General features: G+C 58.2%; 9 protein-coding genes. 6 read left to right on the plus strand and 3 right to left on the minus strand.

Annotated elements, in window-relative coordinates; all coding sequences use genetic code 11:
• Nucleotides 1-48: 48 nt before the first annotated feature.
• The 4 genes from xdhA to BN1129_RS15450 all read left to right on the plus strand — a co-directional run bounded on the left by xdhA (nt 49) and on the right by BN1129_RS15450 (nt 7,496).
• Nucleotides 49-2,367, plus strand: a complete 2,319-nt coding sequence (gene xdhA, locus BN1129_RS15435) for a xanthine dehydrogenase molybdenum-binding subunit XdhA (protein ID WP_042037651.1) — start codon at nt 49-51, stop codon at nt 2,365-2,367.
• Complete coding sequence (gene xdhB, locus BN1129_RS15440) at nt 2,360-3,238, plus strand: xanthine dehydrogenase FAD-binding subunit XdhB (protein WP_042037652.1); 879 nt, start codon at nt 2,360-2,362, stop codon at nt 3,236-3,238. The genes xdhA and xdhB overlap by 8 nt, the downstream gene beginning before the upstream one ends.
• Nucleotides 3,235-3,720, plus strand: coding sequence for a xanthine dehydrogenase iron sulfur-binding subunit XdhC (gene xdhC, locus BN1129_RS15445; protein ID WP_042037653.1), 486 nt, complete (start codon nt 3,235-3,237; stop codon nt 3,718-3,720). Before xdhB ends, xdhC begins: the two co-directional genes overlap by 4 nt.
• Nucleotides 3,721-4,277: 557 nt before the next feature.
• Nucleotides 4,278-7,496 carry an ExeM/NucH family extracellular endonuclease gene (locus BN1129_RS15450; RefSeq protein ID WP_042037654.1) on the plus strand — a complete coding sequence of 1,073 codons (3,219 nt, stop codon included), beginning with the start codon at nt 4,278-4,280 and terminating at the stop codon, nt 7,494-7,496.
• A gap of 159 nt (nt 7,497-7,655) precedes the next feature.
• Here the strand turns inward: BN1129_RS15450 and BN1129_RS15455 are convergent, their stop codons facing one another.
• Nucleotides 7,656-8,198 carry a glycine zipper 2TM domain-containing protein gene (locus tag BN1129_RS15455; protein WP_042037655.1) on the minus strand — a complete coding sequence of 181 codons (543 nt, stop codon included), beginning with the start codon at nt 8,196-8,198 and terminating at the stop codon, nt 7,656-7,658.
• A 614-nt stretch (nt 8,199-8,812) separates the two neighbouring features.
• On the opposite strand from BN1129_RS15455, the gene BN1129_RS15460 reads away from it, so the two are divergent.
• Nucleotides 8,813-9,001 carry a hypothetical protein gene (locus BN1129_RS15460; RefSeq protein WP_042037656.1) on the plus strand — a complete coding sequence of 63 codons (189 nt, stop codon included), beginning with the start codon at nt 8,813-8,815 and terminating at the stop codon, nt 8,999-9,001.
• Between the two features lie 97 nt (nt 9,002-9,098).
• Here the strand turns inward: BN1129_RS15460 and BN1129_RS15465 are convergent, their stop codons facing one another.
• Both BN1129_RS15465 and BN1129_RS15470 read right to left on the minus strand, forming a co-directional pair.
• Complete coding sequence (locus BN1129_RS15465) at nt 9,099-10,625, minus strand: YfcC family protein (protein ID WP_042037657.1); 1,527 nt, start codon at nt 10,623-10,625, stop codon at nt 9,099-9,101.
• A gap of 626 nt (nt 10,626-11,251) precedes the next feature.
• Nucleotides 11,252-12,541, minus strand: coding sequence for a sensor domain-containing diguanylate cyclase (locus BN1129_RS15470; RefSeq protein ID WP_042037658.1), 1,290 nt, complete (start codon nt 12,539-12,541; stop codon nt 11,252-11,254).
• A 352-nt stretch (nt 12,542-12,893) separates the two neighbouring features.
• Between BN1129_RS15470 and BN1129_RS15475 the strand changes: the two genes are divergently transcribed.
• Nucleotides 12,894-14,375: a KAP family P-loop NTPase fold protein gene (locus tag BN1129_RS15475; RefSeq protein ID WP_084204669.1), complete on the plus strand. Its 1,482-nt coding sequence runs from the start codon at nt 12,894-12,896 to the stop codon at nt 14,373-14,375.
• The last annotated feature ends 1 nt before the right edge of the window (nt 14,376 follow it).

Genomic DNA, 14,376 nt, shown 5'->3' on the forward strand with positions numbered 1-14,376 from the left:
GTTTTTTATGCCGGTTCCAGATTTTTCCCTTCGAAAAAGGACTTGCATATGTCCATAGGATTACCGCTCAAGCGGGTGGATGCCGAGGCCAAGGTGACCGGCAGCGCCCGCTATACCGATGACAACATCATGCTCGGGATGCGCCACGCCAAGTACGTGAGAAGCAAGATCGCCCACGGCAAGGTGCTCGCCATCGACGCGACCGAGGCGCTGGCCCTGCACGGGGTCGAAGCCGTGTTTACCCATGAAGATGTCCCCACCACCTGTTTTCGCACCGCCGGTCACGCCTGGTCCCTCGATGAGGCCAAGCGGGATGTGAAAGACCGCCGTCTGCTCACCGACCATGTGCGCCACTTTGGTGATGGGGTCGCCATAGTCGTGGCGCGCGATCCGCTCACTGCCGAGAAGGCGGCCTCGCTGGTCAAGGTGACCTACGAGCCGCTGCCGGTGATGACGGATGCCGAGAGCGCCCTCGCGGAGGGGGCTTATCCCATTCACCCGAGCGGCAATCTGCTGCGCCAAAGCCAGCTTCGCGCCAATGAACCGGAGCAGGCTATCGCGGCCGCCGATCTGCAATTTCAGGGGCACTACCGGACGCCAGTGGTGCAGCACTGCCATCTGGAGACGGTGACCTGCTACGCCTACATGGATCAACCCGACCACATCATTGTCGTCTCCAGTACCCAGATCCCCCAGATAGTGCGCAGCCGGGTCGCCAAATCCCTCGGCCTGCCCTGGTCCAGTGTGCGGGTGATCAAGCCCTATATGGGCGGCGGTTTTGGTAACAAGCAGGATGTGCTGGAAGAGCCGATGGCGGCGTTTCTGAGCTACCAGCTCGGCGGCGTGCCGGTCAAGGTGACCTTGAGCCGGGAAGAGTGCTTCTTCGCTTCCCGCACCCGCCACGGCTTTGCCATCGATGGCAAGATGGGCCTCAACCGCGACGGCACCCTCAAGGGCTATCAGCTCGACGTGCTCTCCAACACCGGCGGCTATGCCTCCCACGGCCACTCCATCGCCAGCGCTGGTGGCAACAAGATCAGCTACCTCTATCCGCGCAGCGCTTTTGGTTATGACGCCACGACCTTCTACAGCAACCTGCCCACCGCCGGTGCCATGCGCGGCTACGGCGCGCCCCAGGTGATTTTTGCCCTCGAGTGCATGCTCGATGACGCTTGCGTCGAGTTGGGGTTAGACCCGCTCGATGTGCGTATCGCCAACGTGGCGCGGGAAGGGGATGTTAATCAGGTCAACCAGAAGACCATCTACAGCGCCGGGCTGCCCGAGTGCCTGCTGCGTGGTCGCGAGATGTTCGAGTGGGATCGGCTCAAAGCCGAGTGTTTGGGGCAGGAACCTGCAAGTCGGGTGCGACGTGGCATCGGGGTGGCCTGTTTCAGCTACGGCTCCAACACCTATCCGGTGGGGGTCGAAATTGCTGGCGCCCGCATGCTGCTCAATCAGGATGGCACCGTCAATCTGCAGATCGGCGCCACCGAGATAGGGCAGGGGTCGGATACCGTCTTTGCCCAGATGGCGGCCCAGACGCTTGGCATTCCGTTTGAGCAGATCCGGGTCATCTCGACCCAGGATACCGACATCACCGCCTATGATCCGGGCTCGTTCGCCTCACGCCAGAGCTATGTGGCGGCCCCCGCTATCCATCAGGCGGCGCTGCAACTGCGGGCGCGCATTTTGTCGCTGGCGGCCCAGCTCTGTCATCAGGATGTGGGGTCGCTCACCCTTATCGACGGCTACGTGGTGCTGGCCGGTGCGCCGGACAAGGTGCTGATCAGCGTGGCCGAGGTGTCGGTCAACGCCTATTACCACCTCACCATTGGCGGCCAGATCACCTCGGAGGTTTCTCACAAGACCACCACCAACCCGCCCAGTTTCGGCTGCACCTTTGTCGATCTCAGCGTCGATGTCGATCTCTGCAAGGTGACCATCAATCGCATCATCAACCTGCACGATGCCGGCAAGATCCTCAATCCACAGCTGGCAGAGGGGCAGGTGCACGGCGGCATGGGGATGGGGATCGGCTGGTCGCTGTTCGAGGAGATGATCATCGATGCCAACACCGGCGTGGTGCGCAATCCCAACCTGCTCGACTACAAGTTCCCCACCATGCTGGATTTGCCGGAGCTCGAATGCGACTTCGTGCAGACCTATGAGCCCCAGTCGGTCTATGGACATAAATCCCTGGGGGAACCGCCCATCATCTCACCGGGCCCTGCGATCCGTAACGCCATTCGCATGGCGACCGGGGTCGCCATCAACGAGCTGCCCATCACCCCCAAGACCCTGTTTCGGGAGTTTGTCGCGGCGGGTTTGATTGCCGAGGGATCACGGGAGGAGCAACGCCATGTTTGATATTGCCCGTTACTACAAGGCGCACAGTGTGGCCGAGGCCGTTGCCCTGCGCCTGGCCGACCCCGAGGCGCGCCTCTTGGCCGGTGGCACCGATGTGATGATCCAGCTTCATCACCTCAACCCTGCCTATCGCCATATCGTCGATATTCACGACTTGCCCGAGCTCAAAGGGGTGAGCGAGCTGGCTGATGGATCGATCCGCATCGGCTCTGGCACCACCTTTACCGAGATCATCGAAAACGAGCTGGTGCAGCGCCGCCTGCCGATGCTGGCAGAAGCGGCCGCCACCATAGCCGGCCCGCAGATCCGCAACGTCGCCACCTATGGCGGCAACATCTGCAACGGCGCCACCAGTGCTGACTCGGCAGCGCCCACAGTGGCACTGGAAGCAGAGCTGGAAATCGCCGGGCCCAATGGCACGCGCCGTATCCCCATCGCCGGTTTTCACACAGGCCCGGGCAAGGTAGCGCTACATCCGGCGGAAATTCTGGTGGCGTTTCATTTTGCCCCTGATCCCCATCCCCATGTGGGCTCCCACTACTTCAAGTACGCCATGCGCGGTGCCATGGATATCGCCACCATCGGTTGTGCCGCTTACTGCCAGATTGAGGATGGCCACTTCAAGCGCCTGCGGCTGGCCTACGGGGTGGCGGCACCGACACCGGTGCGCACGCCGCATGCGGAGGCTGCAGCTGAAGGGCAACCCTTGACCCGCGCGACGCTCGCGGCCATTGCCGAGGCGGTGGTGGCCGATGTGGCGCCGCGCTCCTCCTGGCGGGCGGAGAAAGCCTTTCGCCTGCACCTGATCAAAACCCTGGCGCAGCGGGTGGTCGCCTGCGCTGTCGAACGTGCCGGAGGCAAGATCCTATGATGCAACCGCAAACCTGTCCCACTGTTGCGATCCAGTGCGAGATCAACGGCAAGCCTTACTCCTATGCGGTGTCACCTACCATGTCGCTGCTCTATTTCCTGCGCGGGCAGGGGCTGATCAGTGTGAAAGAGGGGTGCAGCGTCGGCGAGTGCGGCGCCTGTACCGTGCGGGTGGATGGCGTGGCCATCGACAGCTGCCTCTATCTGGCAGTGTGGGCCGATGGCAAGTCCATTCGTACCGTGGAGGGGGAGCGGCAAGGCAACCAGCTCTCCGATGTGCAGCAGGCCTTCATCGACGAGGGGGCGGTGCAGTGCGGTTTTTGCACCCCCGGCCTCGTGATGGCGAGCGCGGCACTGCTCGACAAGACAGATCGCCGTCCGCTGACCGATGCGGAGATCCGCCGCGGCCTTTCGGGCAATCTCTGCCGCTGCACCGGTTATCAGAACGTGGTGCGGGCGGTGAAAAAGTGCTGCAAGGGGTAGGGTGAGATTAGCGCCCCGAACACCCTGTGCGGGGCGGCTATGTTGGGGACATGCCTGCTCCCGATATAACCGCCAGCAAGGCGGCATCTGGCGGCCATGCAAACAAAGGAGAGGGGGCCTGGAAAACATTATTTTGGTTGTCTCATATTAAGGGTGTGATATTTATCCATAGGAGGTCGGGAGTATTTTCGCCCGGCGACACAGGGGCGCCATATGGTCGGGTATCATCTGCCGTCGTCGCTATTTCCACCTTATTGTCCCGTGAATGGCCGCTCGCGATTCGGCCTGGGTATCGTTGGCGTGCTCCTTTCTCAAGCTGCTGTTTTTTATTGCTATGTCAGCCAGTGTCGCCATCTTGTGCGCCGTTACGGGATATTGGTGGCCGCAAATGCCAATGGTCGAGCGCCGCTCATCTTGTGGCAGACGTGTCACTTGAAAACATTATTTTTTCGTCACCTGCTCGCAACAATTTTCTGTCATTGTTAGCCAGCTCGCGGCGGCCCGCATAACGCGGGGCACCAATAACATATCTGCTAATAAGAAAAGGAACATTGGCTATGTCAGGAAGACACTCTCTGGTGGCGCTCGCGGTCGGGTTGGCGCTATCAGGACAGGTACAGGCACAACTGCTGATCAGCGAATATCTGGAAGGATCCAGTAACAACAAGGCGGTGGAGCTGAGCAATCTGGGCGCGGCTCCCGTCGCGCTCTCTCAATACCGGCTGGCGCTCTATGCCAACGGCAAACCTCTCACCGATGCCCCCACCAACAGCCTGGCGCTGCAAGGCACCCTCGCCCCGGGCGCCAGCCTGGTGCTGGCCAACCCTTCCGCCAACGCCGAGATCCTGGCCAAGGCCAATCAGACCAGCGGCAATCTGGTGTTCAACGGTGACGACGCCCTGGTGCTCTATCACGGCAGCGAGATAGTGGACAGCTTAGGGCAAGTGGGGGTGGATCCGGGCACGGCCTGGGTGTCTGGCAGCGTCTCGACCCTGGACATGACGCTGCGCCGCAAGGCCACCGTCACCACGGGCCGGACTGATGCGGCTGGCCCCTTCAATCCGGCGCTTGAATACGTGGCCGCCGCCAAGGATGACGCCAGCGGCCTGGGTTGCAGTGGCGATGGTCCCTGCGATGGCCCTCTGCCCCCGGCCTTCGTCTGCCCGATCAATCAGCTGATACCCGTGCCTGCCATTCAGGGCCCGGGCAGCAGCAGCCCGCTGGTGCCGACTGGCAAGTTTGAATCCGAGCAGACCTATGCCACTCGTGGTGTGGTCACTCAGGTGGTAAACGGTCTCTACAAGGGCTTCTTCATTCAGGACCTGCAAGGGGATGGGGATCCGGCCAGCTCGGACGGTCTCTTCGTCTACAGCACCCAGACCAACAGCGCCATAGTGCCGGGGGCCGAGGTATGCGTCTCGGGCAAGGTGAAGGAGTACTTCAACCAGACCCAGCTCAATGCAGATCAGCTGGTGGTGACCCAGCCCATGGTGGCCTTGCTGCCGGCGGTGGATCTGGTGCCGGTGGCGGGTGAAACGCTGCACCAGCTGCTGGAGCGCCACGAGGGGATGCTGGTGCGGTTGGTACCCGAGTCCAGCCTGGTGGTGACCCGCAATTTCAGCTTCGATTATGACGGCAAGCGCAACAACCTGGTGCTGGCTTATGGCGCGCCTCTCATCAAGTCGACCCAGAAGTTTGCCGCCCTGAGCGAGGAGGCGAGCCAGTGGGCCCTGCGCAACCAGCAAAACCAGCTGGTGGTGGAAACCGACGCCAAGGCGCCGGACGGCGTGCTGCCCTGGTATCCCGCCTTTAATGCCGAGGATGGTTACCTGCGCATCGGTGACAAACTCAATGGGCTGGAGGGTGCACTGGGCTACTCCTACAACCTGTTCCGGTTGGTGGCGAACAACCGCATCGAGGCCAGCCAGATCGATCACAGCGGCTGGGATCGGGTCGAGACCCCGGCGCTGGCAGAGGCGGGGGATCTGCGGGTCGCCAGTTTCAACGTGCTCAACTTCTTCACCACTGTGGTGGGCGGGGATGCCAACCCCACCGGCAGCAACCGGGGCGCCCTGACGGTGGCGGAGTTCGAGCTGCAGCGTACCAAGATCGTCAGCGCTATCACCCGCCTCAACGCCGATGTGGTGGGGCTGATGGAGATAGAGAACAACGGCTACGGTGGCAACTCCGCCATCGCCAATCTGGTCGAGGCCCTCAACGCCGCCCAGCCGGATGAAGCGGATCACTACCGCTGGATCGCCTCGCCCGATGGCCAGCCCATCGGCACCGATGCCATTACTGTGGGGCTCATCTACCGGCCTGCCAGCGTGACGCCGCAAGGTGCCGCCAGCCTCATATTGCTGCCGGTGCAGCAGGCCGAGGCCTTGGACGCCAGCGGCAAGCCGGTTGCCATCAATCAGGGCATGCGTGAATCCCTGTTACAGCAATTCAGCTCGCCCAAGGGGGATGCGCCCCTGACGCTGGTGGTCAACCACCTCAAGTCCAAGGGTTCTGCCTGCTTTGAGGATTACCCCGACTATGTCAGCACCGATCCGCTGGATGGTCAGGGCCACTGCAATGCCCTGCGGGTCTCCGCTGCCAAGGTGCTGGGGGAGAGTCTCAAGGCGCTGAGCGGGGATCTGCTGCTCATCGGCGACCTGAACGCCTACGGCATGGAGGATCCTATCCGGGTGCTGACCAGCTATGATCCGGCCGCGCAGCCGCGCCAGATCATGAGCGCCTCCTTCACCACACTGGCGGGTCAGCCCTATGAGGAGAGCGGCAGCGCCCTTGGCAAGGGATATGGTTTTGTGAACCTCAATACCCGCTTCCATGGCACCGACACCTACTCCTACAGCTACGAGGGGGAACTCGGCAACCTGGATCACGCCCTGGCGAGCCCCAGCCTGGCGGCCAAGGTGATCGGTATCGAGGATTGGCACATCAACTCCGCCGAAAGCAACTTCTTTGAGTACGGCAGCAAGTACACGGGCCAGCTGGCCAAATCGGACGGCCCCTTCAGCGCCTCGGATCACGATCCCGTACTGGTGGCGATCCAGTATCCGCTGCCGCCTGCCGGGGTGATCAGTCTGGATAGCGCCGCCGCCAGCGTGGAGGAGGGCAGCGCTCTGAGCCTCACCGTCACTCGCCGCGATGGCAGCCATGGCGAGGCCAGCGTGCACTACCGCATCGCGTTTGGCAGCGCCGATGCCAATGATGTGGCGCCACTGACCGGCACCCTGAACTGGGCGGCCGGCCAGAGCGACAGCCAGACCATCACTATTCCGGTGAAGAGCGACACCCTGCGCGAGGGGGATGAGACCTTCACCCTGGAGCTGTTCGATGCCAGCGGAGCCAGCCTTGGTGAACAGCGCCAGACTCTGGTTACCATCAAGGACAAGCTGGCGCCGTCCACCATTGCGCTGGTCCATGCCAGCATGACGGTGAACGAGGGGCAGTGGTTTGCCGAGATCCCCGTGATACGCAGCGGCGATCTGAGCAAGCCGGCCCGCGCCCAGTTGGGCCTTGAGGGGATCACGGCGCGCTGGGGGCTGGATTTTCTGCCCTGGTTTAGCCAATCGGTGAGCTGGGCCGCCGGTGAGGGGGGCAGCAAATCCATCAAGGTGCTGATCCTGGATGACTGGTTTGTCGAGCCCACCGAGCAGTTCAAGGTGAGTCTGCGCCAACTGCAGGGGGGCAAACCGGGCGTCGTGCAGGAGACCCGTGTCGATATTGTGGACAACGACAAGTCCTGGTGGCCGTTTGGCCGTCACTGATAGGTATCATGAACATGCGTGATACAAGGGGCCTGCGGGCCCCTTTTTACTGAGCATGATGGGGTTGGACAGGGTGGGTAGCCAGGCCAGATGAGGCGGCTGGCGCGTAACAAAAAGGCCCATCGGATGGGCCTTGGGGTGCTCATAGGACGGGGCTTGTCAGGATTGACTCTGGCTGTCGATCACCAGCCTGCCATCCTTGACCGGTATGGTGGCGCCGGGGGCCTTGTCCATGCGGATGACGCCTTCCTGACCGGCGAGGCGGTAGGTGACATCATAACCCAGGGTACGGGTGCTGCTCTCCTGCACCGTCTTGCAGCGTTGCTCGGTGGTGGTGTAGGTATCGCCCGCCTGCATGTTGCCCTGCACCTGATTGCCAGCATAGCCACCGGCCACGGCGCCTGCGGCTGTGGCCACCTTCTTGCCGTTGCCGCCACCAAACTGGTGGCCGACTACGCCGCCCAGCGCCGCGCCAACCACGGTACCCAGGATCTTGTTCTCATCCTGCACCGGTTTGCGGTGGGTCACTGTCACGTTGCGGCACTCCTGACGGGGTGTCTTGATGGTCTCGGTCACCGGCTTGCTGGCCAGTACCTCGGCAAACTGCGGTTGGGCTGAAAACAGGGATCCGCTGGCGGCGGCCGACAATGCCAGCGCAGAGGCCACACCGATCCCGACACCTGCCAACATGGATTTGTTCATTTTGCGTTCTCCTGAAATGCATCACCTGATGCGGCTGTTGCTTGCCGCGATCTTGGCACAAGCCGGGGGATGAACAAGGTGGCCAGTGTGCAGGCACGACAAGCCCTGACTGCACTAAAAAGCCCCTCGTCAAAAAGGTGTCGGGCTTTGGCGACACAGGGCATGGAGGGCGGTTCAGCGGCTGGGCGGCATGTCACCCAGGTTCGGGTGGATGCGTCGCAATGTGCGATACATATGGACGCTTTTTATCTATGTTGCGTCAAGCCATCGCTATCGGGCTGCAATCTGCTGCCCCTTGTCCTCTGACGCGGGCGTGAAGGGCTGGCCTGCTCGCACCGACTCGTGCGGTAAGTGCTTGATAAATCGCTTTACTGACGGGAACAGACTGTCGATAACAGATCACGGCAAGCATTTTGCTTGGTCTTGTGGCAGAGAGGGTGACGTGCCCATGAGTGACAGTGGCCCACCCCTTCTCGGCGCGATGCAGTACCGATGAGCCAGATAAAGCCGTCAGCATCTCGGGGCGAAGCAAAGCGATAACGGTAATGCAGGGGCCATCCCGATGCGGCACGCGTTGGGATTGCAGTGGTCAAGCAAGTCGGCAAGGGGGACTTATGTCGATGCTGCCAAGATGGATACAGCCGGCCGTACAGGCCGGGATCATTACCCAGCAGCAGGCACAGCGGCTGCTGGCCTCTCTTTATCAGCCCCTCGGTGAGGCGGCGCAGGAGCTGCCCGCCGACATAGTCGATATCAGTCTCAAGCTTTACTGCTTTCGCCAGCAAGGTCGGGTGCGCCATTAATACACGAGTGAGAGGGTGTATCCCCGAGCCGCTGGAGCCGCGTGCCCCATAGCGTGCCACTTTTTGGGCCAGGCTCTCTCTGGTAGTGAGCGCCGCCTCAGATCATCATCACCTGCACCACCAGCATCAGGGCGCCAAAGCCCAGCACAAAGCCCACCATGGGCAGCACGAACTTGACCCACTTGTTGAACTGGATGCCGAGCATCTGCAAGGTGACCAGCACCAGCCCGGTGGGGGCGAGGAACAGCATGGCGTATTGCCCCCAGTTGTAGGCCGACACCACGATATAGCGCGGGATCATCACTGTATCTGCCAGCGGCGCCATGATGGGCATGGAGAGCACCGCCAGCCCCGAGGAGGAGGGCACCACCAGCCCCAGCAGGGTGAACACCAGCATCTGCGCCACCGCGAACACGGCGCCGTGCATGCCACAGACCAGATCGGAGGCGTAGGCCAATATGGTGTCCGAGATCATCCCCTGATCCAGCACCAGATTGACCCCCCGCGCCAACCCGATAATCAGCGAGACCGCAACTAGCTCCGATGCGCCCTGGGTGAAGGCCTCGACCGCCTCTTTCTCTTTGAGGCCCGAGATGAAAATAATGATGATGGCGATGGAGAGGAAGGAGGCCGCCATCTGCGGGAACCACCAGCCCGCCATGGAGACACCCCACACCATCAGCGGAAAGGCGAGGATAAACAGGGTCAAGATGATCTTGCGGCGCAGGGTGAAGGGGACACTTTCATCCAGTGCCCCTTGTTTGAGGAAACGAGCGCGAAAGCTGGTGCGATCCTCATAGGTGTAGGAGAAGGCCGGGTTGGCCTTGAGCTTCTTGCAGTACCAATAGAGATAACCGATCACCACCAGGGTGCCCACCAGACAGCCGACGGCGCGAAAGATCAGCCCCTCGGTAAAGGGGATGCCGGCGGCGTTGGAGGCTATCACCACCGAGAAGGGGTTGATGGTGGAGAAGCTGGTGCCCATGGAGGCGGCGAGAAAAATGGCCCCCACGCAGACGATGGCGTCATAGCCGAGCGCCAGAAAAATGGGTACCAGTATGGGGTAGAAGGCGACTGCCTCTTCCTCCAGCCCACAGGTGGTGCCCCCCAGCGCCATGACGACGCAAACCAGCGCCACAAACAGGAACTCGTTGCCCCGGGTCTTGCGAGAGAGCGCGACCAGCCCCGCGCTGAAGGCGCCGGTCTTGTTGATGACACCGATAAGCCCGCCCAGCACCAGAATGAAGACGATGATATCCGCCCCCTCTATGGTGCCCTTGACCATGCTGACCGCCACGTCGGCGAGTCCCTTGGGGGCCTGCAACAGCCGCTCATAGGTGCCGGGAATGGCGATGGGCTTGCGGATGGTGCCGCTGGTGAATTGCTCCACCGCAATATTGATATTGAGTTGTGCCAACGCATTCTGGGTGGCGGGTATTCGGCTAATGTCGCCCTGCGGGTTATGGACCATCAGGGTGTTGTTGGCCTGGTTATAGGAGAGCTTGGAATAGGCCCCTGCCGGAATGATCCAGGTCAGCGCAATGGCCAGCAACATAATAAGAAACAAAATGGTAAAGGCAGTGGGAAATTGTCTGCGTGGCTGGGTATTCGGCTCGGCACACATAAATGCTCCTCGATAAAGCAGGTTCGGGCTCGGCGGAATATCGGGTCGACAGGGTTCCTTCGTCATGGGGCGGGAGTGCACAGTTATACTGGTAATGACGCGCTCGTTGGCGAGAAATCTGGCCTGATATTGAACATCCGGTAGATCGTTTCACACTGCAACCGTAACCCGAACGCTGTTGGATGAACATGGGGGCATGTTCGCTTTATGGGATGGCTCACACAATGAATTTACCGCTGATTTTAATTACTGATATGTAATGTACAGCATTATGCAATAACTATTTCATTGCATAGGCAAGGTGACCTGCCTTGAATTAACGTCATGAACATAATGCGCAGTCAGATGAATGAAGTATCAGATAAACCGATTTTAACTAAACAGTGTTTAGCCACCTTCAACCTGAACTCTGTGCCATAAAATAAACAATGAAAAATCGGAAGTATTTTCCGTAAACAAGCGCATCATCTTCACTCACTTGTCCTTGCCCAAGACCACCACCGGCAAGGTGCAAAAATACGTGCTGTGCCAGCTGTTGGGATAGAGAACGTCAGCGCAGTGGTAATACAAGCAGGAGGGAAAAGAGAAGGGGATATGGAGGGCCGGGAGCCCTCCCGTGGCGTTACCTAGCATGCCTTGGTCGCGACACAGTTGCGACCGCTCTGCTTGGCTTGATAGAGCATCTGATCGGCGCGGGCATAGAGGCTCTCCATCGGTTCTTCTTTGCCATTTTCCACCAGTCCGGCGCTGATGGTGATGATCAGCTCATCGCCATCGGGCAGCGGCAACGGGCTTTGCATGACGTGAAGGCGCAGCCGTTCGGCCAGTGACGCAGCGGCTGAGAGTGTGGTATTGGGCAACCAAATGGCAAACTCGTCGCCGCCGATACGGGCCAGCACATCTTCACTGCGCAGCACCGATAACATGACCTTGCCCAGATGAACCAGCGCGCTATCCCCCAGCGGGTGGCCATAACGATCGTTGATGCACTTGAACTGATCCACGTCCAGCACTACCAGCACAGAGGTGAGGTGGTGGCGGGCATTCAGACTCAGGTTCTTTTCGCACACCTCAAAGAAGAAGCGGCGATTATAGAGACCGGTGAGACCGTCTCGCACTGACTGCTGATGCAGTTGCTCCTTGAGCTGGTGCAGTTCGGTGATATCGGAGGCTATCCCGATCAAGGTTGGTGTGCCATCGGCCAGCAGAAAGGGCACCTTGACGGACCAATAGTAGTGCTGCTTGCCCTCGATGTCGGTCAGCATCTCTTCCCCGGCTTGCAGTTCACCGGTTTCAAATACCGGGTTATCCAGCCGCCTTGGCTGGCAGGCACTGGTTGGTGGAAACAGATCATCATCGCGTCGGTTGATGATCTGCTCGGCAGGCATGCCCAGCAGGTCGGAGACCTTTTGATTGACGTAGAGAAAGCGGTGCTCACTGTCTTTCATATAGATAAGGGCATCCACGTTGGCGAGGACAATCTCCAGCAACTGGTGCTGCTCCGCCAGGCGCGCCTCGATCAGCTTGTGTTCGGTGATATCGGTGGAGATACCGCACAGGCCGATCAGGTCGCCATCCCGGTCATATATGGGCTTTTTGACGGTCCAGTAGAACCGCTTTTCACCTGTGGTGTTGAGGTAGTTGATCTCCTCTCGGGCGAGGGCGACCTGCTGATCCAGCACCAGCCGGTCGTTGCGCGCAATGGCATCCGATAATGCAAGATCAAAAAAGGCCCGATCATCCTGCCCCTGCAACTCGGCAAGGGTACACCCAAAGAGATCCAGCACCGCCTGATTGGCATAGGTGTAACGGCCCTCCAAATCCTTGGTAAAGAGGTAAGCATCCGTCTCGTTGAAGATGGATTTGAGGTGATCCAGCTCATGCTGCAACCGGGTGGGGAAGGGGTCATCCTTCATGGGGTTGGCCATCCTTGAACAATGGGACCTGTGTATACGGGGCCAATATGTATCAACTGTTTTAAATTAAGCACTGATCCCGACATATTTCGCGATTATTTCCGCGACTTTTGCGTTATGTCACAAGATCGCGCGATTGACGAGTTGCCGCCATAAATCCACTGGATTCAAATGTTTTCATTCGATTCCTATCCTGCTTGTCACTCCCCATTGCTCTCTCTGTCGGTGATTTACTACGTTGGCCACATATGGGCGTCCAAGTGGTTAAAAGGGAAGCAAACAGGTCTTTAATCAATTTTTTCCAAGATGACCCTGTTATCATCCCCATACGATTGGTTTGGAGAGTGGCGGGATGACAGAACAAGCGGCATTTGATTGGCAGGATCCGGTTACATGGGATGGACCGGGGGCCATTGCGGGCAGCAAAGAGATCTTGAGTGCCGATCGGCTGGATCGCGCCCGCTATGCCAAATTTCTTACCAACTACCTCGCCGCCGAAGGCAAGCAGCGCAACTATGTGCTTAACCTCAATGCCGAGTGGGGGGCGGGTAAAACTTGGTTTATCAAGCGTTGGTATATGGAGCTGAAAGCGCACTATCCCACCGTCTATATCGATGCCTGGCAGCAGGATTTTTCCGATGATCCCTTATTGACGGTTATCTCGTCTATTATCGACCAGTTAAAAATGATTGCGGGAAAAGAAAACCCGATTCCAGAAGGCATGCGTCAGCGGCTGCTTGGATTATTTAAGGTCGGCGGCAAACTGGCCCTGAAAGCGGCCATTAAGAAGGCTGGATTGGAAGAAGATGACTTTTCGCTGGAAGGGGATGATGCTAATCAGCTGGTCGATGCGTTATGCAGCAATCAGAAAGAGCGTTATGAATCTATTCAGTATCTTAAACAAGAGATACGGCAATGGGTTGAGGGAGCTGTTGGTTTAAGTGAAGGAGAACTGGATTATCCCGCCTTTATTTTGATTGATGAGTTGGATCGTTGCCGTCCCTCCTATGCGGTCGAAATGCTGGAGACTATCAAGCATATATTCGATATACCAAAGGTTGTTTTTGTATTAGCAACAGATACCGAGCAGTTGCAACATGCCATTAAGGTAATTTATGGGGAAGGTTTTGATGCTCAGACTTATTTAGGCCGTTTTTTCAAAAGACGCTTTCATTTGAATAAATGCCCTAGCCATTTTCTCATAGAAGAGTTTGTTGCGGACCGGTTTGAGCTTTTATGTAGTAAAACATTTCATTGCTTTTCAGATGCTAATGACTTTTCTAAAACACTTGCAAAAATTGTGGATGCATACCATCTCTCTGCAAGAGAGGTTGAGTCATTCCTAGATACTTTATTTGCTATATTGCATTCAGTATCGGAGCATTCCATAGACATTATCTATTTGTCGGCCTTACTTATTATGCACTCAAAAGTTTCTACGGCATATATGATTCTTCGTAATGGTGGTATTCTCTTAGATGCTGAGACTGCTAATATTAGTCTGAATAAAGATACTGTACTGTCATTTAAAAGTAAGGCTAAACTGCCATTAACGATTAGTTATTGGTCTGGTATTCAGTCAGGATGCAATGAAAAGGTGGTTTGGAAAGTGGATGACTTTTACGCATATATAATACAGGTTCACAAAACACTCAATGATTACTACTTATCTAGTAATAAGTATGCGCTGAATGAAATGAATCAGATAACTGTTATAAAATCAGGTGTCAGGTGTGATGACAGCGGTGTGTATTATCAAGTATGCCTGAAAAGTAAAGGGTTGGGAAATTCTGACTATATAGAGCTGGTCGAATTATCTACCTTGTTAATATGAT

It is taken from the genome of Aeromonas popoffii (assembly GCF_000820025.1).
Classification (GTDB): Bacteria; Pseudomonadota; Gammaproteobacteria; order Enterobacterales; family Aeromonadaceae; genus Aeromonas; species Aeromonas popoffii.

Bases quoted from the DNA above. Each gene is read 5' to 3' on its own strand.
- xdhA (WP_042037651.1), top strand. From the start codon at position 49: ATGTCCATAGGATTACCGCTCAAGCGGGTGGATGCCGAGGCCAAGGTG.
- xdhB (WP_042037652.1), top strand. From the start codon at position 2,360: ATGTTTGATATTGCCCGTTACTACAAGGCGCACAGTGTGGCCGAGGCC.
- xdhC (WP_042037653.1), top strand. From the start codon at position 3,235: ATGATGCAACCGCAAACCTGTCCCACTGTTGCGATCCAGTGCGAGATC.
- BN1129_RS15450 (WP_042037654.1), top strand. From the start codon at position 4,278: ATGTCAGGAAGACACTCTCTGGTGGCGCTCGCGGTCGGGTTGGCGCTA.
- BN1129_RS15455 (WP_042037655.1), bottom strand. From the start codon at position 8,198: ATGAACAAATCCATGTTGGCAGGTGTCGGGATCGGTGTGGCCTCTGCG.
- BN1129_RS15460 (WP_042037656.1), top strand. From the start codon at position 8,813: ATGTCGATGCTGCCAAGATGGATACAGCCGGCCGTACAGGCCGGGATC.
- BN1129_RS15465 (WP_042037657.1), bottom strand. From the start codon at position 10,625: ATGTGTGCCGAGCCGAATACCCAGCCACGCAGACAATTTCCCACTGCC.
- BN1129_RS15470 (WP_042037658.1), bottom strand. From the start codon at position 12,541: ATGAAGGATGACCCCTTCCCCACCCGGTTGCAGCATGAGCTGGATCAC.
- BN1129_RS15475 (WP_084204669.1), top strand. From the start codon at position 12,894: ATGACAGAACAAGCGGCATTTGATTGGCAGGATCCGGTTACATGGGAT.